This is a genomic window from Sphingomonas sp. SP1, assembly GCF_058313395.1.
Genome location: NZ_JBZFLC010000001.1, coordinates 372,412 through 392,678, shown reverse-complemented (window position 1 = coordinate 392,678; position 20,267 = coordinate 372,412). Strand labels below are relative to the sequence as shown.

At 64.4% G+C, this 20,267-nt stretch carries 21 protein-coding genes, 1 tRNA gene and 2 pseudogenes; 17 read left to right on the top strand and 7 right to left on the bottom strand.

Annotated features, from left to right (window positions below; genetic code table 11):
- Positions 1-43: 43 nt before the first annotated feature.
- Together AC4GYS_RS02065 and AC4GYS_RS02060 are read right to left on the bottom strand one after the other, a co-directional pair.
- Positions 44-1,639 (bottom strand): amino acid permease, encoded by a 1,596-nt coding sequence (locus AC4GYS_RS02065; RefSeq protein ID WP_491107448.1) that lies wholly within the window; start codon positions 1,637-1,639, stop codon positions 44-46.
- A 125-nt stretch (positions 1,640-1,764) separates the two neighbouring features.
- Positions 1,765-2,142, bottom strand: coding sequence for an HIT domain-containing protein (locus AC4GYS_RS02060; RefSeq protein WP_491107447.1), 378 nt, complete (start codon positions 2,140-2,142; stop codon positions 1,765-1,767).
- 53 nt (positions 2,143-2,195) lie between these two features.
- Between AC4GYS_RS02060 and AC4GYS_RS02055 the strand changes: the two genes are divergently transcribed.
- A complete protein-coding gene (locus tag AC4GYS_RS02055) occupies positions 2,196-2,699 on the top strand; it encodes an SspB family protein (RefSeq protein WP_491107446.1) in 504 nt (167 codons plus the stop codon).
- A 136-nt stretch (positions 2,700-2,835) separates the two neighbouring features.
- Positions 2,836-4,227, top strand: coding sequence for a class II fumarate hydratase (gene fumC / locus AC4GYS_RS02050; RefSeq protein ID WP_491107445.1), 1,392 nt, complete (start codon positions 2,836-2,838; stop codon positions 4,225-4,227).
- 9 nt (positions 4,228-4,236) lie between these two features.
- Here fumC and AC4GYS_RS02045 read toward each other — a convergent pair whose 3' ends face one another.
- Both AC4GYS_RS02045 and dmeF read right to left on the bottom strand, forming a co-directional pair.
- The gene (locus AC4GYS_RS02045; protein WP_491107444.1) at positions 4,237-4,794 is read right to left on the bottom strand and encodes a DUF2585 family protein; all 558 of its coding nucleotides are present in this window, start codon (positions 4,792-4,794) and stop codon (positions 4,237-4,239) included.
- Positions 4,791-5,693 carry a CDF family Co(II)/Ni(II) efflux transporter DmeF gene (gene dmeF, locus AC4GYS_RS02040; RefSeq protein ID WP_491107443.1) on the bottom strand — a complete coding sequence of 301 codons (903 nt, stop codon included), beginning with the start codon at positions 5,691-5,693 and terminating at the stop codon, positions 4,791-4,793. Before dmeF ends, AC4GYS_RS02045 begins: the two co-directional genes overlap by 4 nt.
- A gap of 67 nt (positions 5,694-5,760) precedes the next feature.
- Here dmeF and AC4GYS_RS02035 point away from each other — a divergent pair, with 67 nt between their 5' ends.
- The 5 genes from AC4GYS_RS02035 to AC4GYS_RS02015 all read left to right on the top strand — a co-directional run bounded on the left by AC4GYS_RS02035 (position 5,761) and on the right by AC4GYS_RS02015 (position 11,190).
- Positions 5,761-6,738: a magnesium transporter CorA family protein gene (locus AC4GYS_RS02035; RefSeq protein ID WP_491107442.1), complete on the top strand. Its 978-nt coding sequence runs from the start codon at positions 5,761-5,763 to the stop codon at positions 6,736-6,738.
- 299 nt (positions 6,739-7,037) lie between these two features.
- Positions 7,038-7,532: a low affinity iron permease family protein gene (locus tag AC4GYS_RS02030; protein ID WP_491107441.1), complete on the top strand. Its 495-nt coding sequence runs from the start codon at positions 7,038-7,040 to the stop codon at positions 7,530-7,532.
- A 77-nt stretch (positions 7,533-7,609) separates the two neighbouring features.
- Positions 7,610-10,288 (top strand): aconitate hydratase AcnA, encoded by a 2,679-nt coding sequence (acnA, locus tag AC4GYS_RS02025; protein ID WP_491107440.1) that lies wholly within the window; start codon positions 7,610-7,612, stop codon positions 10,286-10,288.
- A gap of 42 nt (positions 10,289-10,330) precedes the next feature.
- Entirely contained in the window at positions 10,331-10,927 is a 597-nt protein-coding gene (locus AC4GYS_RS02020; protein ID WP_491107439.1) for a P-loop NTPase family protein, read from the top strand.
- A complete protein-coding gene (locus AC4GYS_RS02015; protein WP_491107438.1) occupies positions 10,924-11,190 on the top strand; it encodes a CBU_0592 family membrane protein in 267 nt (88 codons plus the stop codon). Before AC4GYS_RS02020 ends, AC4GYS_RS02015 begins: the two co-directional genes overlap by 4 nt.
- On the opposite strand, the gene ygfZ is transcribed toward AC4GYS_RS02015, so the two are convergent.
- Positions 11,156-11,860: a CAF17-like 4Fe-4S cluster assembly/insertion protein YgfZ gene (ygfZ, locus tag AC4GYS_RS02010; RefSeq protein WP_491107437.1), complete on the bottom strand. Its 705-nt coding sequence runs from the start codon at positions 11,858-11,860 to the stop codon at positions 11,156-11,158. The two genes, AC4GYS_RS02015 and ygfZ, sit on opposite strands and share 35 nt — an antisense overlap.
- A gap of 23 nt (positions 11,861-11,883) precedes the next feature.
- Here ygfZ and pyrC point away from each other — a divergent pair, with 23 nt between their 5' ends.
- On the top strand, positions 11,884-12,918 hold the full coding sequence (gene pyrC / locus AC4GYS_RS02005) for a dihydroorotase (protein WP_491107436.1): 1,035 nt from the start codon (positions 11,884-11,886) through the stop codon (positions 12,916-12,918).
- Here pyrC and AC4GYS_RS02000 read toward each other — a convergent pair.
- A complete protein-coding gene (locus AC4GYS_RS02000; RefSeq protein WP_491107435.1) occupies positions 12,915-13,688 on the bottom strand; it encodes a Crp/Fnr family transcriptional regulator in 774 nt (257 codons plus the stop codon). The two genes, pyrC and AC4GYS_RS02000, sit on opposite strands and share 4 nt — an antisense overlap.
- A gap of 363 nt (positions 13,689-14,051) precedes the next feature.
- Between AC4GYS_RS02000 and AC4GYS_RS01995 the strand changes: the two genes are divergently transcribed.
- Positions 14,052-14,144: transfer RNA gene (locus AC4GYS_RS01995), tRNA-Ser, on the top strand.
- A 436-nt stretch (positions 14,145-14,580) separates the two neighbouring features.
- On the opposite strand, the pseudogene AC4GYS_RS01990 reads toward AC4GYS_RS01995, so the two are convergent.
- A pseudogene (locus tag AC4GYS_RS01990) lies at positions 14,581-15,681 on the bottom strand (L,D-transpeptidase family protein); the annotation flags it as partial.
- Between AC4GYS_RS01990 and AC4GYS_RS01985 the strand changes: the two are divergent.
- From AC4GYS_RS01985 to AC4GYS_RS01950, 8 genes and pseudogenes are all read left to right on the top strand, one after another.
- A pseudogene (locus tag AC4GYS_RS01985) lies at positions 15,666-16,040 on the top strand (DsbA family protein); the annotation flags it as partial. The pseudogenes AC4GYS_RS01990 and AC4GYS_RS01985 sit on opposite strands and share 16 nt — an antisense overlap.
- A 91-nt stretch (positions 16,041-16,131) precedes the next feature.
- Positions 16,132-17,139, top strand: coding sequence for a protein-disulfide reductase DsbD domain-containing protein (locus AC4GYS_RS01980; protein WP_491107434.1), 1,008 nt, complete (start codon positions 16,132-16,134; stop codon positions 17,137-17,139).
- A 259-nt stretch (positions 17,140-17,398) separates the two neighbouring features.
- The gene (locus AC4GYS_RS01975) at positions 17,399-17,755 is read left to right on the top strand and encodes an ArsR/SmtB family transcription factor (RefSeq protein ID WP_491107433.1); all 357 of its coding nucleotides are present in this window, start codon (positions 17,399-17,401) and stop codon (positions 17,753-17,755) included.
- Positions 17,752-18,696, top strand: a complete 945-nt coding sequence (locus AC4GYS_RS01970) for an MBL fold metallo-hydrolase (protein WP_491107432.1) — start codon at positions 17,752-17,754, stop codon at positions 18,694-18,696. Before AC4GYS_RS01975 ends, AC4GYS_RS01970 begins: the two co-directional genes overlap by 4 nt.
- Entirely contained in the window at positions 18,693-19,127 is a 435-nt protein-coding gene (locus AC4GYS_RS01965) for a YeeE/YedE family protein (RefSeq protein ID WP_491107431.1), read from the top strand. The genes AC4GYS_RS01970 and AC4GYS_RS01965 overlap by 4 nt, the downstream gene beginning before the upstream one ends.
- Before the next feature lie 23 nt (positions 19,128-19,150).
- Positions 19,151-19,354 (top strand): YgaP family membrane protein, encoded by a 204-nt coding sequence (locus tag AC4GYS_RS01960; protein WP_491107430.1) that lies wholly within the window; start codon positions 19,151-19,153, stop codon positions 19,352-19,354.
- Positions 19,339-19,794, top strand: coding sequence for a DUF6691 family protein (locus AC4GYS_RS01955; protein ID WP_491107429.1), 456 nt, complete (start codon positions 19,339-19,341; stop codon positions 19,792-19,794). Before AC4GYS_RS01960 ends, AC4GYS_RS01955 begins: the two co-directional genes overlap by 16 nt.
- 1 nt (position 19,795) lies before the next feature.
- Positions 19,796-20,245, top strand: coding sequence for a protein tyrosine phosphatase family protein (locus AC4GYS_RS01950; protein ID WP_491107428.1), 450 nt, complete (start codon positions 19,796-19,798; stop codon positions 20,243-20,245).
- The last annotated feature ends 22 nt before the right edge of the window (positions 20,246-20,267 follow it).

Below are 20,267 nucleotides of genomic sequence, written 5' to 3'. Positions count from 1 at the left end.
GTCGCCGGCGCCGCCCTTCCTTGCCCATGGTGTGCCGATGCGATCAGGCGCCGGGGGAGCCGCCTTCGCCGCCGACGCCGGCCACGTTCGGCGCCAGCTTGTCGACGTCGGCTTCCGGCACTTCCACGATGCCCTTGCCCAGATGGCTGTGGCGGTAGCCGTAGAGGTAGTAGATCACGAGTCCGACCGCGGCCCAGATCGGAAGCACGATCATCGCCTCGAACGGCAGGTTGAGGAACAGGAAGATACAACCCGCGATCGTCGCCGGTCCCAGCAGCCACAGCGCCGGGGTGCGGAACTTGCGGGGGCGGTTCGGCTCCTTCTTGCGCAGCATCATGACCGCGATTGCGACCATCATGAAGGCATAGAGCGTGCCCGCGTTGGCGATGTCGGCCAATGCGCCCACCGGCAGGAAGGCGGCGGCAATCGCCACCACCATGCCGGTCAGCGCGGTCACGATGTATGGCGTCTTCCACTTGGGATGGATGCTCGACAGCTTTTCGGGAAGAAGCCCGTCGCGGCTCATCACGAAGAAGATGCGGGTCTGGCCGAACAGCAGGATCAGGATCACCGACGGCAGGGCGACGAAGGCCGCGATGCCGAGCATGTTGCCGATGCCCGAGAAGCCGATCTCACGCAGGACGTGAGCAAGCGCCTCGTTGGAGCAGACCAGCCAATCGCTATACTGCGGCAGGGCGCACTGGCGGGCGAGCTCTTCCGAGCCGGCCGGGAAGGGCACGCCGCCCGGGCCCATGATCGGCTGACCGCCGGTGGGGGACGCGCCGATCGCGCCGGCGGCGACCAGGATGTAGAAGATGGTGCAGATCAACAGGCTGCCGACCAGGCCGATCGGCACGTTGCGCTGCGGATCGCGGGTTTCCTCCGCCGCGGTGGAGACCGCGTCGAAGCCGACATAGGCGAAGAAGATGGTCGCCGCGGCGCCCACCGCGCCCACGCCCGAACCGAACCCGCCGAAGACGCCGGCAGGAAGGAACGGGTTGAAGTGATCGGCCTCAGCCGCCGGCAGGGTCAGCACGATGAAAACCGTCAGCGCGGTGACCTTGATCGCCACCAGCACGGCGTTGACCTTGGCGCTCTCGCTGGTGCCGATCATCAGCAGCCAGGTGACGAGCAAGGCGATGATCAGAGCCGGCAAGTTGATGAGTCCGCCGGGCGCCCCCCCGAGCGCCAGCGGACCGGCGGCAAGAAAGGCCGGTAGCTGAATGCCCAGGAATTCGTTGAGGATCGTGCCCGAGAAATAGCCCGACCACCCGACTGACACGGCCGAAGCCGCCACCGCATATTCGAGCACCAGCGCCCAGCCGACCGTCCAGGCCAGAAGCTCCCCCATCACCGAATAGGTATAGGTGTAGGCAGAGCCTGCGACCGGGATCATCGCCGCGATCTCCGCATAGCAGAGGGCGGCGACGATGCAGATCGCCCCGGCGATGGCGAAGGCGAGCATCAGGCCGGGACCGGCCTTCTGTGCGCCGGCCGAGGTCAGCACGAAGATGCCCGTGCCGATGACGCAGCCGATCCCGAAAAGGGTCAGCTGGATTGCGCCGAGCGAGCGGTGCAGTGATTTCTTTTCCGCGGTGGCCAGAATGGCGTCGAGCGGTTTGACTCGAGCGAACTTCATTCGATTCCCCTTGATCGGGCGCCCTCCCAGTGGGCCCTTCTCGTCGGGGGCGGAGCCTAGCGGCTGAAACGGAGCGCGCAATCCCCGAAGCCGGCGGGAAAGGAAGCTGTCGCGCTTATGTTGCCTTAGCGCGCCAGCATTGGGCCCAGGGGCTGCCCGCCAAAGATGTGAATGTGGAGGTGTGCGACCTCCTGGCCGGCGCGTTTGCCGGTGTTGGCAAGGACACGGTAGCCCTGGGTGTTCGCCTCCACGACGCGGGCTGCTTCGCCGACGGCTCGGGTCAATGCCGCCAGTTCCGCGTCGGACGCCTTGGCGGAAAAATCGTCCCAGCTGACGTAGGCGCCCTTGGGGATTGCGAGCAGGTGGACGGGGGCGAGCGGATTGATGTCGTGAATGACCAACGCATGGTCGTTTTCATAGACTTTCCTGGCCGGCAGCTCGCCGCGCAGGATTCTGGCGAAAGCGTTTGAATCGTCGTACGGCAGCGTGTGATCGATCGGCATTACGTCGGTTTCCCCGGTTGACCCTGTAGCCCACCCCGCTACCACGGACGGCGATGGTCGACGAGACGCCCGAGAGCCTGATTCCCTATGATGAAATCGTGCAGGAAGCCCTGCGCGACGTGGTGGGGCGTGTTTTGACCGAGGTCGAGCAATCGGGTGGCACGCTGCCCGGCACCCACCATTTCTACATCACCTTCAAGACCCGCATGCCGGGCGTCGAGATCCCCAAGCATTTGTCCCAGCGTTTCCCGGACGAGATGACCATCGTCATCCAGCACCGCTTCTGGGACCTGAAGGTGCAGAAGGACTTCTTCACGGTGGGGCTGAGCTTCGGCGGCGTCCCTTCCACGCTTCGGGTGCCGTTCGCGGCGGTGACCGATTTCGTCGATCCGGCGGTGGATTTCAGCCTCAAGTTTCAGGCGAACGGGGCCGACGGCGAGGGTCATGAGGAACATGACGCGCCGGAAAATGACGGTTCGGACGACGCGCTGCCCGCGGCCAAGCCGGCGGAGGACGGTTCCAACGTCGTGTCGGTGGACTTCACGCGCAAGAAGTGATTCCCGGATCGGCGGCGCCGTTCGTCATTGCGAACGTAGCGAAGCGATCCGGCCGGCTCGATCCATGGCAAGAATCTGGATTGCTTCGTCGCTTTGCTCCTCGCAAGGACGACCCACACGACCGCTTGAGGAACGCATGACCAATACTCGAACCGAAACCGACAGCTTTGGCCCGATCGAGGTCCCGGCCGATTGTTATTGGGGTGCCCAGACCCAGCGGTCGCTCGGCAATTTCCCGTTCGGAGAGCGGGAACGCATGCCGATCGGGCTGGTGCGGGCGCAGGCGATCGTGAAGCAGGCGGCGGCGCGGGTAAACCGCAAGCATGGGCTCGACGCTGGCCTGGCCGACGCGATGGAAGCGGCGGCGGACGCGATCGTCCGGGGCAAGCATGACGACCAGTTTCCGCTGTCGATCTGGCAGACGGGCAGCGGCACCCAGACCAACATGAACGTGAACGAGGTCATCGCCGGCATAGCCAACGACGCTCTGGGCCAGGGGAAGGGCGGCAAGTCGCCGGTCCACCCCAACGACCATGTCAACAAGTCGCAATCGTCGAACGACAGTTTCCCGACGGCGCTGCATGTGTCGGCCGTGCTGGCCGCGGAGCGGGAACTGATCCCGGCGCTCGACCAGCTCCACGCCGCGCTGGAGGCTAAGGCCCAAGCCTGGGACCACATCATCAAGATTGGCCGTACGCACACACAGGATGCGACGCCGCTGACGCTTGGCCAGGAATTTTCCGGTTATGCGGCGCAACTCGCCAGCTGCCGGGCCCGGATCACCGGCGCGCTGGAGGGGAACCTGCGCAAACTGGCGATCGGCGGCACAGCGGTCGGCACCGGCCTCAACGCCCCGCAGGGCTGGGCCGACGACATGTGCCAGGCGATCAGCGACATTGCCGGATCGAAGTTCGTCCCAGCACCGAACAAGTTCGCCGAGATGGCCGCCCGCGACGGGCTGGTGTTCTTTCATGGCGCGCTGGTGACGCTGGCGGTCGCGCTGACCAAGATCGGCAACGACATCCGCTTCCTGGGCTCCGGCCCGCGTTCCGGCCTTGGCGAACTCAGCCTGCCGGAGAATGAGCCGGGCAGCTCGATCATGCCCGGCAAGGTCAATCCGACCCAGGCGGAGTCGCTGACGATGGTCTGCGCCCAGGTCATCGGCAACGGCCAGGCGGTTACCGTCGGCGGCATGCAGGGGCATTTCGAGCTGAACGTGTTCATGCCGCTGATCGGGGCCAATGTGCTGCGATCGATGTCGCTGCTGGCGACCGGCATGGTGAGCTTCGCTGAGCGTTGTGTCGAAGGGATGCAGGCCAACGAGTCTCACATCAAGACGCTGGTGGACCGTTCGCTGATGCTCGTCACGGCGCTGGCGCCGGAGATCGGTTACGACAACGCAGCGACCATCGCCAAGCACGCCCTCAAGAAGGGGCAGACGCTGAAGGAAGCGGGGCTGGAGCTGGGCTTGGTCGACGAGGAAACGTTCGACCGGGTGGTCAAGCCCGAACTGATGTTGGGGCGCTGAAGCGTTCGTTCAGGCGCCGGCCTGCCAGCCGCGGATGGTTTCGCTGGGTGCGAGCAGCATCCAGACGTTCAGCGTGAGATTGTCGCGGATGACGTGCAGCGGGATCAGTTCCAGCACGATGACCAGAGCGACCGTCGCCCAGACCGGCAGCTTGCGCGCCAGCCAGAAGCCGATGCCCATCATCAGGATATCGCTGACCGAATTCAGGATGCTGTCGCCGGTGTAACCGAGCGCAATGGTCGCCTCGCGGTAGCGATTGATGATCACCGGTGAATTTTCGACCAGCTCCCACGCCGCCTCGATCGTGGTGGCATAGAGAAACCGACGCTCGGCGGGGACCTTTTTAAGCAGGAGGGCGAACAGAGCGTAGAAGATGATGCCGTGGATGACGTGGCTGAAGCTGTACCAGTCGGCCAGCATCTGGCTTTGCTCGGGCCCGACCGCGCCCCACCACTCCACCCGTCCGCAGGTGCAGATCGGGGGCCGGCCCATCAGCCACAGCAGGGCAGCAGTGGCCAGGATCAGGAGGGCGGCGGCGATCAGCGGCCGCGCGGCGGAACGCTTCACTCGACCTCGACGGTTAGATGGACGAGGCGGCGGTCGTCACCGATCCGGCGACGGACCTCGGCGGGGGTGACCTTGCCGGTCACGGCGACGATGCTGGCATAGTGGCCAGGTCCCACCTGCCACAGATGGAAGTCATGGATGCGGACGTCACCCGGCCCCTCGATGGCGGAGCGGAGACGGTCGCACAGCGCCTGATCCGGCACCCGGTCGAGCAACACGCCGGCGGTGTCGGCGATCAGGCCGCGGCTCCAGATCAGGATCACCACCGCGCCGACGATGCCGACCGCCGGGTCGAGCCAGCGCCAGCCCAGCCACCAGCCGGCGGCAAGCGCGGCAATCGCCAGGACGGACGTCAATGCGTCGGCCAGGACGTGGAGATACGCCGAGCGAAGGTTGTGATCGTGGTGATGGTGGCCATGATCATGATGGCCGTGGTCATCGTGCCCATGTCCATGACCTCCGAGCAGCCAGGCACTGGCCAAATTCACTATGAGGCCGAGCACCGCGACCATCATGGCTTCCAGATAGTCGACCGGTCGGGGCGCCCAGAACCGGCTACCGCTTTCCCACACGATCCCGACCGCCACCGCCGCCAGCGCCAGCGCAGAGGCGAAGCCGGCGAGACTGCCGAGCTTGCCGGTGCCGAAACTGTAGCGGGGGTCGCGAGCCCAGCGCCGGGCGAGCCAATAGGCCCAGGCCGCGACGCCGAGCGCCAAGGCATGGGTCGCCATGTGCCAGCCGTCCGCCACCAAGGCCATCGACCCGGTGATCGTACCGACCACGATTTCCGCGACCATCATCACCGCGGTCAGCAAGACGACCCAGCGTGTGCGCTGTTCATTGCGATGGTGCGCGGCGCCCAGGAAGTCATGGCCGTGAGTGGAGGGCGTACTGCTCATCGCGCATGTGGCTAGGCGAGCGGCCAAGGCTTGCCAAGCGGGGTCGGAGCGAAGATGACCTGCGGTGATGCTACGCGCCTATGGTCCCGACTGCGACGGAAGCCTGATCGAGGCCGCCCACGGGGGGATACCCGCCGGCGCGACCTGGATCGACCTCGAAGAGCCGACCAGGGACGAGGAGCGACTGGTCGAGAAAACGATCGGGATCGCCATCCCGACCCGTGACGATCTGACGGAAATCGAGCCGTCGAGCCGGCTCTACGAACGTGGCGACGCGCTTTACATGACGCTGTCGGTGCTTCGCGGAGTGGACGAGGGCCAGCCGACGGTGGATCCGATCGGCTTCGTTCTGGCCGACAACCGGCTTGTCACCATCCGTTATTCAAGCCCGCGCCCCGTCTTCGCCTTCGCCCGGCATGTCCGGCACGAGCCTGAACTGGTCCGCGACGCCCTGACAGTGCTGGTACGGCTGCTGGACGCGATCATCGACCGGCTGGCCGATGAACTGGAGGGCGTGGGCAACGAGCTGGAGACGATTAGCAACGGGATCTTTGCAAAAGACATGGACGAGCGGCGCATACCCGCGAAGCAGCTGACGGCGCTGCTGACCCGGATCGGCCGCAGCCAGACCCTGCTGGCGCGAGCGCGTGAGACAGCGGTCAGCGCGGTTCGGCTGCTCAGCTTCCTGAACGGATCGGCCCGAATGAACCAGGACGAGTGCCGCTGGGCGCGGGACCACATCGTCAGCCTGCAAACCGACGCATCCGCTCTGCTCGATCACGCCGGCTACATCGGCGAGAACCAGTCTTTCTTGCTGGACGCTGCATTGGGCCTCATCAGCGTCGAACAGAACGCCGCCATGAAGCTGTTTTCATGGGCGGCGTTGGTGTTCCTGCCGCCGACGTTGATCGCCGGGATCTTCGGTATGAACTTTCACCACATGCCGGAACTGGACGAGCCCTGGGGTTATCCGATGGCGCTGACCCTGATGCTGGCGAGCGCGATCATTCCCTTGTGGTATTTGAAGCGGCGTGGCTGGATCTAGTTCAGGCGCGCAATAGCCAGGGGGCGGCGGCAGGGGCGGACGCAGCGATCGGATCAACGGCGCCCGGTCGATCGGAGCGTTCCTGGGAGAGGCGGCGGGCAAGGGCAACCGACGCGAACGAATCTGGACGAGCGCCAAAGCGTCCGGCTTCGGCCCGGGCAAGGGACGCCATGCGACGTTGATAGTCGTTGGTAGGGTTCATCTGGACTATCCCCGGAAGTAACCGGGACACAACCCGCCGGCGTCTGGCTTTGTTCCCTCCTGCAACCCTGCCGACGGCAATTCGTTTGGGGGCGGTAATGAAAGAACAGAAAAGCCGGGCGGTGCTGATCGGCGACCGCGTCTCCGAATGGGTTAGCAACCTGTTCGCCCATCCCTACATGCAAATCGCAGTGATCGTGCTGTGCGGCGCGTGGTTCCTGGTTGGCCTGCGCGCAGACATCCTGACGGCGGTTCTGTCGATCCTCGCCATCACTTTGTCGCAGATGGTGCTCAATCGACAGGGCGACCGCGAGGCGGAGGACCGCAAGCGCGATATCGCGATGCACGCCAAGCTGGACGAGCTTCTTCACGCCAAGCGCGGTGCCCGCGACGAGATGATGGGGATCGAGGACCTCGAAGAGATGGAGATCGTCGCCCTCAAGGAAGAGGTGAAGGCGGCAATCGATGCCGAGGGCGAGAAGGCGGGGGATCGGCGTGAACGCGCCACCGCCAAGGCTGCCGTCGACAAGGCCGGCAAGCCGAGCGCCCGAAAGAGCGGCCCGGTGAGGTCGAAAGCGAAGGTCAAGGCCTGACCCAGCGGTTTGCGGCCTTCCGGACGGCTTGCTAAGGGCCGCGCAACTTCACCAGACATCAGCGAGACTCGACGCCCATGATCCCGACCGGCCAGGACAGCCTTTCGACCCGCACGACCCTGGAGGTCGGCGGTAAGCGCTATGCTTACTACAGCCTGCGGAAGGCGGGCGCGGCGCTGGGCGATATCAGCCGGTTGCCGTTCTCCATGAAGGTCCTGCTCGAAAACCTGCTGCGGTTCGAGGACGGCACCACCGTCACCCGCGAGGACCTGCAAGCGATGGTCGACTGGCAGAAGGAGCGGCGGATCAGCCGCGAGATCCAGTATCGTCCGGCGCGCGTCCTGATGCAGGACTTCACCGGGGTTCCGGCCGTGGTCGATCTCGCGGCCATGCGCGATGCCTTGAAGAACCTGGGCGGCGATCCGCAGCGGATCAATCCGCTGGTGCCGGTCCACCTCGTCATCGATCACTCCGTCATGGTCGACGAGTTCGGTACGCCGAAGGCCTTCGAACAGAACGTCGACCTGGAATATGCCCGTAATCGCGAACGGTACGAATTCCTCAAGTGGGGGTCGTCCGCGTTCAACAATTTCAAGGTCGTGCCGCCGGGCACCGGCATCTGCCATCAGGTCAACCTGGAATATATCAGCCAGACCATCTGGACCGCCGAAGATACGAACGGCGAGACGATCGCCTATCCGGACACGCTGGTTGGAACCGACAGCCACACCACCATGGTCAACGGCCTGGGCGTCCTGGGTTGGGGCGTCGGCGGGATCGAGGCGGAGGCGGCCATGCTCGGCCAGCCTGTTTCCATGCTGATCCCCGAAGTGGTCGGCTTCCGCGTCTCGGGAGCGCTGGCCGAAGGCATCACCGCGACCGACCTGGTCCTGACCGTGACGCAGATGCTCAGGGCCAAGGGCGTGGTGGGCCGCTTCGTCGAGTTCTATGGGCCGGGCCTCGATGCGATGACCTTGGCCGACCGCGCGACGATCGCCAACATGGCGCCGGAATATGGCGCCACGTGTGGCTTCTTCCCGATCGATGGCCGTACCCTTGACTATCTGCGCCTGACCGGTCGCGATGAAGAGCGGATTCAGCTCGTCGAGGCTTATGCCAAAGCGCAGGGGATGTGGCGCGATGCCGACGCGCCGGAACCGGTCTTCACCGACACTCTGGAACTTGATCTGTCCTCGGTCGAACCGAGCCTTGCGGGGCCGAAGCGTCCGCAGGACCGCGTGCTGCTGACGGATGTCGACGATCAATTCAATTCCGAGTTGACCAGCACCTACAAGAAGACGCTCGACAACCGCGTGCCGGTCGCTGGGGCTGACCACGACCTGGGCAATGGCGACGTTGTGATCGCGGCGATCACCAGCTGCACCAACACATCCAATCCGTCCGTGCTGATCGCCGCGGGGCTCGTCGCCCGCAAGGCGCGCGAGCTGGGACTGGACAGCAAACCGTGGGTGAAGACGTCGCTCGCGCCAGGCAGCCAGGTGGTGACGGATTATCTCGATCGTTCCGGCCTGACGGAAGACCTCAATGCGATCGGCTTCGACCTGGTCGGGTACGGCTGCACGACCTGCATCGGCAATTCCGGCCCGCTGCCCGAACCGATCAGCGCAGCGATCAACGAGCAGGATCTGGTTGCAGTCTCCGTCCTGTCGGGTAATCGCAACTTCGAGGGCCGCGTGTCGCCCGACTGCCGGGCCAACTACCTCGCCTCTCCGCCGCTGGTGGTGGCCTATGCGTTGAAGGGCACCGTGACGTCTGACATGGTCAACGAGCCGATCGGCATCGCCCGTAACGGTGCGCCGGTGTACCTCAAGGACATTTGGCCGACCAACGACGAGGTCCGCGCGCTGATCGATGCACATGTGCATTCCGACCTGTTCCGCGCCCGTTACGCCGACGTCTACAAGGGCGACGAGCGCTGGCGCGGCATCGAGGTGACAGGCGGCGACACCTATGCTTGGCCGCCTGCTTCGACCTACATTGCCAACCCGCCCTATTTCGAGGGCATGACCATGACGCCCAAGCCGATCGAGGACGTTGGCGGGGCTCGCGCGTTGGCACTGTTCGGGGATTCGATCACCACCGACCACATCTCGCCCGCCGGCGCGATCAAGCTCGACAGCCCGGCCGGCAAATGGCTCACCGAGCGCCAGGTCAGTCGTGCCGAATTCAACAGTTACGGCGCGCGCCGGGGCAATCATGACGTGATGATGCGCGGCACCTTCGCCAACATCCGCATTCGCAACCGGATGCTTGACGGCGTCGAGGGCGGTTTCACCCGGCATATCCCGTCCGGCGAGCAGCTGCCGATCTATGATGCCGCCATGCGTTACAAGGCGGAGGGCACGCCCCTCATCGTGCTGGCCGGCAAGGAATATGGCACCGGATCGTCACGCGACTGGGCGGCCAAGGGCACCGTGTTGCTGGGCGTGCGCGCCGTGATCGCGGAAAGCTTCGAGCGCATCCACCGCTCGAACCTGGTCGGTATGGGCGTGCTGCCCCTGCAATTCCCGGATGGGCAATCGGCGGAAAGCCTCGGCCTGGACGGAACGGAAACCTTTTTGATCGCGGATGTCGGGGGGATCAAGCCCCGGCAGGATGTCGAGGTCCAGGTGACGGAGGCTGACGGATCCACCCGCAGCTTCACCGCTCGCTGCCGGATCGACACCTACAACGAGCTTGAGTATTTCCACGCTGGTGGCATCCTTCCGTACGTGCTGCGCCGCTTGGCTGCCTGACCGCCGGCCGAGCAAAGCTAGGGTGAAGGACGGGCGGCAGGGATGATCGTCGAGTTTGCCGGATCATCCTGCAGCGGCAAGAGCACGCTCATCCGCTCGCTGTCGCGCGCGCTGGAGGAGCGGCAGGTGCCCTTTCGATTGGCGAATGCATGGAGCACATCACGGCGGGATGTGGTCCGGGCCATTCGCTGCCCAGGGATTGTCGCCTGGAGCGCGCTAAATCCCGGCCTAGTCTTCAGTAACAGCGGACGTCAATTCCTGGGCGCGGTCGGCTATTCCCTTCGCTTGCGCGGCGAGGCGAGGCTGGTGTTGCTCGACGAGGGGCCGGTCAAGCTACACAAACGAAGTGTGCTGCGATCGTCGCGTGCCGCGCAGCTGCTGCAACGGGGACTTCCGGCGCCTGACCTGTTGGTCCTTGTGACCTGCGACCCCGCGGAACGGCTGGACCGGTTACGGAAGACCAAGCGACCACACGCCCTTAATCGCTCTGATGATTACCTGCTGACCGACCAGTCCGGGCGCGACATGGCGGAACGGTTCGCCACGAAGCGCAAGGTGCCGGTCGCACGGGTGGATACGACGGGCGGTGCGGACGGCGTCCCGCAGCTTTGGCCGGTTCTCGAGCAGCTGATGTCATGATGAACGTCGCGGTCGAGATCATCGGCTGGATCGCGGCTGCACTGATTCTGGGCGCCTACGCATTGCTGACGGCCGGGAAACTCAGCGCGCGCAGCATCGCCTATCAGGCCATGAACGTAATTGGAGCGGTGGGCTTCATCGTCAATTCGGGATGGAACGGGGCCATTCCGTCGGCGGCGCTCAACGTCGTCTGGGCCGGCATTGGCCTGTTCGCGCTGTGGCGGATGGTCAGAGCGCGCCCGCGAGCCACTCCGGAAGCTTGAGACCGGCCAGGTCATCGACCCGACGATGCTCCACGGCCAGCCCGAGATCGGAATAGTATACCCTGGTCCGCGGGCTCGGCCCGGCCGCTGGCACCACCACCAGTCGACGATTGATCTTCTGCCGCCAGTTCATCCGCGCGGTATTTTCCTGCCCGACGAAACATCCCTTGGTGAAGCTGACCCCGCCCAGTTCGCCCGCGTTGCATTCTAGCCAGAGCAAATCGCCCAGTTCGGTGCGGCCTTCGCAGACGCCAAGCGACAGCCGGTGAACGCGCCACGAATCGTCGGCACTGTCTTCGCCGGCCGCTGGAGCGAGCCAGCGCTGGCCCAGTTCTGCCAGCCGCGGATCGGATTCCCCGAAACTGCCGACGATCGTCCAATGCGAACTCAGGCCGGTCTCGCGCTCGATCGTGATCGGGCGGCGCAGGCGGTACAAACTCAGGCGTTTGGTAAGATCATCCGCCGCATCTCGCTCGCAGTCGATCAGCAGGTCGTCGCCATCCGCCCAGACCAGAAAGTCGAACAGACATTTGCCCTGGGGCGTCAGCAACCCGGTCCATACCGGCAGCGCACCGGACACGTCGCTGGTGACCAGCCCCTGAAGGAAGCCCCGTACGTCCTCCCCTGACAAGCGAAGGACTGAGCGATCGGTGAGGGTGGTTCCAGGCATGGGGCTTAGCTAAGAGCGGCACCGTGGAAACGCAAAGCATCACCATCCGCCGTCCGGACGACTGGCACCTCCACCTACGTGACGGCGACATGCTGCGCGCAGTGGCGCCCTATTCGGCGCGGCAATTCGCGCGCGCGATCGTCATGCCGAATCTTTCGCCGCCGGTGACGACCGTCGCCGCCGCCGCGGCCTATCGCACTCGGATCGAGGCGGCGGCTGGTCCTGGCTTCACGCCGCTGATGACCTGCTATTTGACCGACCAGGCGTCGCCCGACGAGCTGCAACGCGGCCATACTGAGGGTGTGTGGGTGGCGGCCAAGCTTTACCCGGCGGGCGCGACCACCAACTCGGCCAGCGGGGTCACCGACGTTTCCAACATCGCGCCCGCGCTGGAGCGGATGCAAAAAATCGGCATGCCCCTGCTGGTCCACGGCGAAGTGACCGATCCGTCGGTCGACATCTTCGACCGGGAGGCGGTCTTCATTGAGCGCGTGCTTGCCCCCTTGATGAGCGACTTTCCCGAATTGCGTATCGTGTTCGAGCACATCACCACCGCCGAAGCGGCCCAGTTCGTAACGGACGGACGCGACCGGATCGCGGCCACGGTCACGCCGCAGCATCTCGTGATCAATCGTAACGCCATCTTCGCCGGCGGTCTGCGCCCGCATGCCTATTGCCTGCCGGTCGCCAAGCGCGAACGCCACCGCCTGGCGGTCCGAGCCGCCGCGACCTCTGGCAGTCCCAAGTTCTTTCTCGGCACGGACAGCGCCCCGCATGTGCGCGAAGCCAAGGAATCGGGTTGCGGCTGCGCGGGTATCTTCAATGCGCCCTATGCACTCGAATCCTATCTTCAGGTGTTCGAGGAGGAGGGAGCACTTGATCGGTTCGAGGCCTTCGCCAGCGAGAACGGGCCGCGTTTCTACGGCCTGCCGCTGAACGAGGATATGGTGACACTGGAATACGCGACATCCATCGTGCCCGAGTGGATTCCCGCCGCCGGTTCCGCGCTCGCCCCGTTCCACGCCGGCGCTGCGCTGCGCTGGAGAATGATCGCCTAGCCGAAACCTCCGCGGCGATCGGAGCCGAGTACTGCGGCGAAATGATCCTCGACTGATCGGTAACATTCGCATGCAACCCGGGTCAGGCCCTTGCGATCGCGCACCTGAATGGCGCCGCGGCGATAGGAGATGAGACCCTGTTCCTGCAGCAGGCGAGCAACCGCATTGACGGTGGTGCGCTGAACACCCAGCAGGCCGGCCAGGCTTTCCTGCGTGAACGGCAGGCGCTCGCCCTCGACCCGGTCGGACGCGTGCAGCAGCCAGCGGGCCGCGCGCGCCTCGATCGAATGAAAGGAATTGCAGGCGACCGACTGCATGACCTGAGCGAGCAGGAAATCCGAATAACGGCAGAACAGGTTCTTCAGGTGCGGGCTCGACTGCTTGGCCGATTCCAGCACTTCCATCGGGACGGCCACCGCCCTGCCGGGGATCTGCACGGCAACATTGGTGAAAGCCGGGGCCGAGCCGCAGCTGACGATCCCACCGATCGCGCCTTCCTTGCCGATCGATGCAACCTCGACCGAGCGGCCGCCCGTAAGCTCCACGATCATCGACACGGTCAGATCGTCGACGGGAAACAGCGTCCGGTCCACTACGTCGCCTGAGCGCATGATGTGGTCGCCGGGAACGAATTCGACCGTCTCCATATGCGGACGGAGCAGGTCACGATCGGCGTCCGTCAACGTCGCAAGCAATCGATTGCCGGCAAATCCCAGCTCGACCACATCAACAGACAGGCTGTCAGGCAAGGTGTCGATCGGAAGATCCATGTGCCCCTTCACGGAAATACAGCGGCAGGTGTTTTCAACCGCACCCCTCCCGTCGGGGCCTGCCAGGCGCAAGCATTACGCCATCGTTCCGATCGGATGCAATAGCAAAGATTACAAGGACTTAGGGCCGTATCTATGTCGGCTTGCCGACACAAAATCTCAGGGGTGCATAAGCGTTCGTTGCCGCCGAGCCGCATCCGTTTGAAGCTTGTGGAAGCGCTTTCCGTCAGTCCAAGCGGCGGCGCAGGCTGCTTACTAGTGCGTATCGCAGAGCATCGAAGGCACGCGCTTGAGGGCGATATGCAGGTTGGGCGTTGATGGATCGATCGAGGCCCCCTATAGGCTCGCATCCTTGCCGCATCCGGAGACGTGGGTGAGTGGCTGAAACCAGCGGTTTGCTAAACCGCCGTACGGGGGATTCCCGTACCGAGGGTTCGAATCCCTCCGTCTCCGCCATTCCTTATCTTGCTTGCGCTTCCAGCATCCGCTGAAGGCACAACGGGTTTCTCCGTGGCAGTGCCGCCTTATCATGGGCCCCGCCAACGATCTTTCAATGCGAAGCGTTGGGGGGGGCTTGCCGGGGGGTTTAGTCGAACCCGCGGGTTCGTACTTAACGAAAGTATCAAAGCAGATAGACGCCCGGGCGTCTTTGGAGGACTCGCGACCGATTAGGCAGTGGCGCGTCGTCTCTGACCCTGCCTGGGTCATTAGGGTAAGCGTTGGGCAACCCGGTAGCTTAGTTTCCCGGCAGGCTGCTGGTAGCGCTGGGGTGGGCGCGATTTTTCGAACTTATAACAATTGACGTGCGTGGACTTCGACCTGTTGCCCCAGCCCATTGGGGCAAACACTGACGGCTGCACAATGGCTTTGCTGATCATCCCAGCACCCGCCTTCAACTGGCGAAGGACAAACGGTCCTTGTTATAGATGTCTTTGTGCTCGACGACCTGCTTCTCGGAGGGCATGGCGGTGAGATAGGTCAAGTAGACCGGAACGGGTCGTGGGAGCGGGATGTACTTGTCAGTTTCCGTAGCTGTATGATTGATGGCGTTGCCTAGAACGAGCCGTGACAAGCCTTCGGCGTCCTCCAATCGGACGCAGCCCGCACTGGCCAGGCGATCGTCCTGCTCGAATAGCGCCCGTCCGGGAGTGTCGTGCAGGTAGATGCCCATCTCGTTGGGAAACTTGAAGACGATCTTGCCGAGTCCGCTGGTCGGTCCCGGCTTCTGCCGAATATAGGCTTCGACCTTGCCTTGGACGACCGCGACCCAATCGACTGTGGCGGGGTCGAGGATCTTTGCGTTCATGGAGAAGTCGGACAGCACTTCATAATTCTTCGACCGGAGATAGGCCCCGCCGCCCTTCAGGACCCGTGGCGCGACTTTCTCGCGAGTGATGTCCGTTGGAATATGCCACGAGGGGTTCTGGATGGCGTACCGCATCATGCCGGCCATGACCGGTGTCTGGCTGTGCTTCGATCCAACGACCACTTTCATGCTTTCAAGAATGCGATCCCCTTCACGCACCTCCAGGCGCGCAGAGGGAATATTGACGAGGATGTACCGGGCTGGACCCCGGGGGAGCGCCTGGGCGCGCTGCAGGTTGAGCGCAACCAGTGCCCGCCGTCTCGGGTCGAGATTACCGGCGATCAATTCGCGCCGAAGTTGAGCATAGATCGGGTTCATCCAAGCCAGCGTTTCAATGAAGGTCTGGACTGACCCGCTTTCGCTCGCACGCAGGAGAAGGATCGTCGGGCGGACCGCGCGTGGGCGGGCAGCCGGGTCGACGTATGCGACCCCCGTGTCGCCGACTTGGACAAGGTCGGAGGCGAAGCGCACAAACGCTTGCGACAAAGCGATGTCCATCGGTCGGCGGTCGCGGCGAGAGTCCGCGAAGGTTTCGGCAGCGAGCTGGCGCAGTTCGCCGGTCCGGTAGGTCGGCGGGGACAAGCCATCCACACTGCTACTTTCCAACAGCTGGAGAAGCGCCTGCGCCGCGCCTGGCCATTGCGAGCCAGTGGCAGGACAAGCACGCCGCGTTTCACGAAGCGCTGATGAAGGCGCCGAGGCCGCTCACCGAGCAGTCGATGAGAGCGGCCGCGGCAAAGGCCGGCGTGAACTGGGCGAAGCTGGAAGCCGACCTCGAGGGCCGCAGCGCCGACGTCGAAGCACTGTTGGAGCGTAATGATCAGCAGGCGATGCAGCTTGGGCTCGACGGCACTCCGGGCTTCATCATCGGCAACACGCTTTACGCGGGCGGCATGGACCTCGCCGGCCTGCAAAAGGCCGTGGCAGATGCGCGCAAGGCGAACGGACCCAAGGCGATCATCCCTCTGAAGCCGGAAGGCATCTGAGGCGAGAATGCGGCTGCTGTTGACCCCCCTAGCATTGCTGCTCTGGCCTGCACCAGCTCAGGCGCGAAGTCAGCGCATTGCGGCGTCGCTAATGACGAGCATGGAGGAGCCCAGGCCCGGAAGCACGATCACCCTGGGTGTTCGCTTCCGGCCCCAGGCGGGGTGGCACGGCTACTGGACCAATCCCGGGGACAGCGGCCTCGCGCCAAAGGTCGAATGGGCCGCTCCGGCAGGTTTCCAGTTCGGCCCCTTGCGGCACCCCGCGCCCACGATCCTCCGGGTCGCCGGGATCAACAGCTATGTCCATGCAGGCGAGCATGTGCTGCTTTCCTCGGTCCGCATTCCGGCGTCGACCGCGCCCGGATCAAAGCTGCCAATCAAGGCATCGCTGAATTGGCTCGCCTGTTCGGACTCATTATGCGTTCCAGGGAAAGCGACAATTGAGATCGAACTGACCGCTGGCGAGGGCACGGCTGGTAGCGACGCGGCGATGATCCGGCGAGCGCAGGCTGAAATGCCCCGAAGGATTCTGGCGAGCGGCAGCTATGTGATCGAGGGGCCAAAGGTGAGACTGGCCGTGCCAGCCGGAGTCCGCCTCGATCCGAGGCGCGCCCGCTTCTTCCCCGACAGCAACGGCTTTCTCGATGCATTCACGACCCGTGTCGGACTTGGTGAGAATGGGAGCCTCCTGACCGCGACCGCATTGGGACGGCCCCCGTCGGTCATCAGTGGTGTGGTGTCTGACGGCCGGAGAGCATATCGAGTTCGGTTCACGACGGCGCTTGTCCAAGCGGAGAGCGGAGGTTCGCCGAACGAGACGCCGACCGCGTTCGCTTCATCGACGGACAGCGAAGGAACACGCAGACCGGCTGAGGGGGCGAAGGAGGTGCGTCGAGCTGCTGTGAAGTCGGCGGTCCGGCGACCAGTTCCAATGGACCGATGGGCCGCGTCGCTACCAGGCGGGACGGTGATACTGCTTGCCGTGCTGGCGTGTCTCCTGGGTGGCTTGCTCTTGAAGCTTATGTCCAGCGTTTTCCCAATCCTCAGGGGGGTAAGCTTCGTCCGCTCCGGCGGCCCGGAGCACGGTGCCCGGCGGTAGGCGCTCGGCTACGACGATTTGATGCGACCACCGTTCGTGGTTTCCTCCACGAAAGCTTAGCAAGCGAGTGCTTCTTTCTCGACCCGACTGGGTCCCTCAGGGACGAGAGAGGGCCGCCCGCGCTTTCGCGGTCGTATTTGACGATGCGAGGGGCCGGGTCTGCGGCACATGTCGGTAAGGTCGGGAGGGCATACCCACTCAAATATCACCAATCAGGCTCTTGACCGTACATCAGAAGATACTAAATAAGAAACCGCTTATGGAAAAGCAATTGCAAACTGATCTGACCATCGAGTTCCGCGAACAGGCTGAGGCCGCCGTCGGATTGCTGAAGGTTATGGCCAATGAAGTCCGCCTGCTGGTGCTTTGCCATCTTGCGGAGAGCGGAGAGCTGTCTGTCGGCCAGTTGCAGGGCCGTGTGGAACTTGGACAGTCCGCCCTGTCCCAGCACCTCGCCAAGCTGCGCGAAGAGGGTTTGGTCGCGACGCGGAAGGAGGCGCAGACCGTCTTTTACCGAGTGTGCGATCCCAAGGCCGCGCAGCTGCTGGCGCTCCTCCACGACCTTTTCTGTCCCGAACTCGGCCGCGAAGGCGCAACCGCAGGAACTGACGAATGACAAGCATTACCTACCCCGCCGACGCCAATCTCAACGCCGCGATCGCGCAGGTGGAGGCCTCGCTTCGCGGGGTAATCCGTGCCCCGCAGGTTAAGGCGTTCTTCGACGAGCCAACCTTCACTGCCAGCTACGTGGTGAGCGATCCCGCTACGAAGCAGGCCGCGATCATCGACAGCGTCTGGAACTTTGATCAGCCGTCCGGTCGCACCAGCTTCGATTCGGCTGACCAGATCGTCGCCTATGTCCAGGAGCAGGGACTGACCGTGGAGTGGATCCTCGAGACCCACGCCCATGCCGACCACCTGTCGGCGGCACCGTATTTGCAGGAGAAGCTCGGCGGAAAGATGGCTATTGGGCGGGAGATCGTCACCGTCCAGGGTGTGTTCGGCAAGATATTCAACGAAGGCACCGAGTTCGCCCGCGACGGATCGCAATTCGACCGGCTGCTGGAAGACGGCGACACACTGACGATCGGCGACATTTCGCTGCTTGCACTGCATGTGCCCGGCCACACGCCAGCCGACATGGCCTACGTCATCGGCGATGCGGCGTTCGTCGGCGACACCATGTTCATGCCCGACTACGGCTCCGCCCGCGCCGACTTCCCCGGAGGCGACGCGCGTCACCTGTATCGGTCGGTCCGGCGGCTGATGCAGTTGCCGGACCAAACGCGGGTGTTTCTGTGCCACGACTACAAGGCGCCGAACCGCGACGAGTATGTGTGGGAGACGACCATGCTGGCCGAGCGCACCGGCAACGTTCACATCCATGAGGGTGTCAGCGAGGACGATTTCGTCGCCATGCGCACACAGCGCGACGCGACCCTGTCCATGCCCAAGCTGATTCTGCCTTCGCTGCAGGTGAACATGCGCGGCGGGCACCTGCCGGAGCCGGACGAGAATGGGGTCAGCTACCTCAAGCTGCCGGTGAATCAGCTGTGAGCGAAGTTTTCGCAACTGCCCAACCGGGACAAGGCCTGATCGGCGGCGTGCTGATCGGCCTCGCCGCAGCACTGATGCTGCTTGGCGCTGGGCGCATCGCCGGCGTGTCGGGCATCGCTGCCAAGGCGACCGGCCTCGGCAGCGGCGACATGGCGATGACCAGTGCATGGGGGTTCCTGATCGGACTCCCGCTGGGTGCTCTGGCGGTCGCCCTGCTGCTCGGCCTGCCCGAAGCGCAGTTCGCTTCGTGGCCGGTTCTGGTGATCGCGGGATTGCTGGTCGGCTTCGGGACGCGCCTGGGTAGCGGCTGCACCAGCGGTCATGGTGTTTGCGGCGTCAGTCGGTTGTCCGGCCGCTCATTGGTCGCAACGGCAACCTTCATGCTGGCCGGCATTGCCACCGTCGGCCTTTCGCACGTCGCGTTGGGATGAGTGGCAAGGACAGGAGAACCACTATGACTCGCAACATGGGCATGCCGGACCGAATGATCCGGACCGTGATCGCGGTGGTGCTGGCTGTGCTGGTCATCACCGGTCAGATCACCGGTACCTGGGCGATCGTCGCCTCTGTCGTGGCGGCGGTGTTCATCGCCACCAGCCTTGTCAGCTTCTGCCCGTTGTATCGCCTGCTGGGGATGAACACGTGCAGCAGGGTCTGATTCGTAGGGTCCTGCCGCCGCTTGTCTCCGGCGCCCTGTTCGGGGCCGGGCTGACGATCGGCGGCATGACCGACCCGGCGCGGGTCCGCGGCTTCCTCGACCTGTTCGGACGCTGGGACCCGACCCTGGCCTTCGTCATGGGCGGAGCGCTGATCGTCATGGCGGTCGCCTGGCGCTTCCGAGAGCGCATGAGCCGCCCGCTGTTCGGCGAGCGCTTTTCGCTCCCTGACCGCAGCGACTTCGACGCCCGGCTCGTCGCCGGCGCGGCGTTGTTCGGCATCGGCTGGGGCCTTGCGGGCCTGTGCCCCGGGCCGGCGGTCGCATCGTTCGCGCTGGCGCCGCTCAGCGTCCTTCCGTTCGTCCTCGCCATGCTCGCGGGCATGGCCCTCCACCGGCTCGTTCCGGAACGCGTATTTCGCTCTCAAACCTTAGGAGCCTGACGTGAAGCTTGCCGTCCTCACCCCGAATGTCACCGCCCTTTCGCAGCCCACGGCGGAAGAGGTCAGCGAACTTGCCAAACGCGGCTTTCGCGCGATCATCGGCAATCGGCCGGAAGGGGAGACCCCTGATCAGCCGGACTGGGCCGAGCTCAAGGCCGCCGCGACCGCGAACGGAATGGAAGCAATCCAGATTCCGGTCGTTGCCAGCAAGATCAGTGAGCAGGATGTGAAAGTCTTCCGGGACGCGCTCGAGCGCCTGCCCAAGCCCATTGCCGCATTCTGCCGAACCGGCACGCGATCGACCCTGCTGTGGGCCTTGGCGAACCAAGGCAACCTTACCGTCGACGAACGCATCTCCATCGCGGCCAAGGAAGGCTTCGACCTTCAGCCTTTCCGGACGCTGCTGGAGGCCAGCGCGGCCGATAAGGAAAACGCCCATGGCCAGGCATGACGTCGTCATCGTCGGCGGGGGG

Coding starts and splice junctions, on each gene's coding strand:
- AC4GYS_RS01970 (WP_491107432.1), top strand. CDS start 17,752: ATGACAAGCATTACCTACCCCGCCGACGCCAATCTCAACGCCGCGATC.
- AC4GYS_RS01975 (WP_491107433.1), top strand. CDS start 17,399: ATGGAAAAGCAATTGCAAACTGATCTGACCATCGAGTTCCGCGAACAG.
- AC4GYS_RS02055 (WP_491107446.1), top strand. CDS start 2,196: ATGGTCGACGAGACGCCCGAGAGCCTGATTCCCTATGATGAAATCGTG.
- AC4GYS_RS02000 (WP_491107435.1), bottom strand. CDS start 13,688: ATGGATCTTCCGATCGACACCTTGCCTGACAGCCTGTCTGTTGATGTG.
- AC4GYS_RS02065 (WP_491107448.1), bottom strand. CDS start 1,639: ATGAAGTTCGCTCGAGTCAAACCGCTCGACGCCATTCTGGCCACCGCG.
- AC4GYS_RS01960 (WP_491107430.1), top strand. CDS start 19,151: ATGACTCGCAACATGGGCATGCCGGACCGAATGATCCGGACCGTGATC.
- AC4GYS_RS02015 (WP_491107438.1), top strand. CDS start 10,924: ATGATGAACGTCGCGGTCGAGATCATCGGCTGGATCGCGGCTGCACTG.
- acnA (WP_491107440.1), top strand. CDS start 7,610: ATGATCCCGACCGGCCAGGACAGCCTTTCGACCCGCACGACCCTGGAG.
- AC4GYS_RS02030 (WP_491107441.1), top strand. CDS start 7,038: ATGAAAGAACAGAAAAGCCGGGCGGTGCTGATCGGCGACCGCGTCTCC.
- dmeF (WP_491107443.1), bottom strand. CDS start 5,693: ATGAGCAGTACGCCCTCCACTCACGGCCATGACTTCCTGGGCGCCGCG.
- ygfZ (WP_491107437.1), bottom strand. CDS start 11,860: ATGCCTGGAACCACCCTCACCGATCGCTCAGTCCTTCGCTTGTCAGGG.
- AC4GYS_RS02060 (WP_491107447.1), bottom strand. CDS start 2,142: ATGCCGATCGATCACACGCTGCCGTACGACGATTCAAACGCTTTCGCC.
- AC4GYS_RS02020 (WP_491107439.1), top strand. CDS start 10,331: ATGATCGTCGAGTTTGCCGGATCATCCTGCAGCGGCAAGAGCACGCTC.
- AC4GYS_RS02035 (WP_491107442.1), top strand. CDS start 5,761: ATGCTACGCGCCTATGGTCCCGACTGCGACGGAAGCCTGATCGAGGCC.
- AC4GYS_RS01980 (WP_491107434.1), top strand. CDS start 16,132: ATGACGAGCATGGAGGAGCCCAGGCCCGGAAGCACGATCACCCTGGGT.
- fumC (WP_491107445.1), top strand. CDS start 2,836: ATGACCAATACTCGAACCGAAACCGACAGCTTTGGCCCGATCGAGGTC.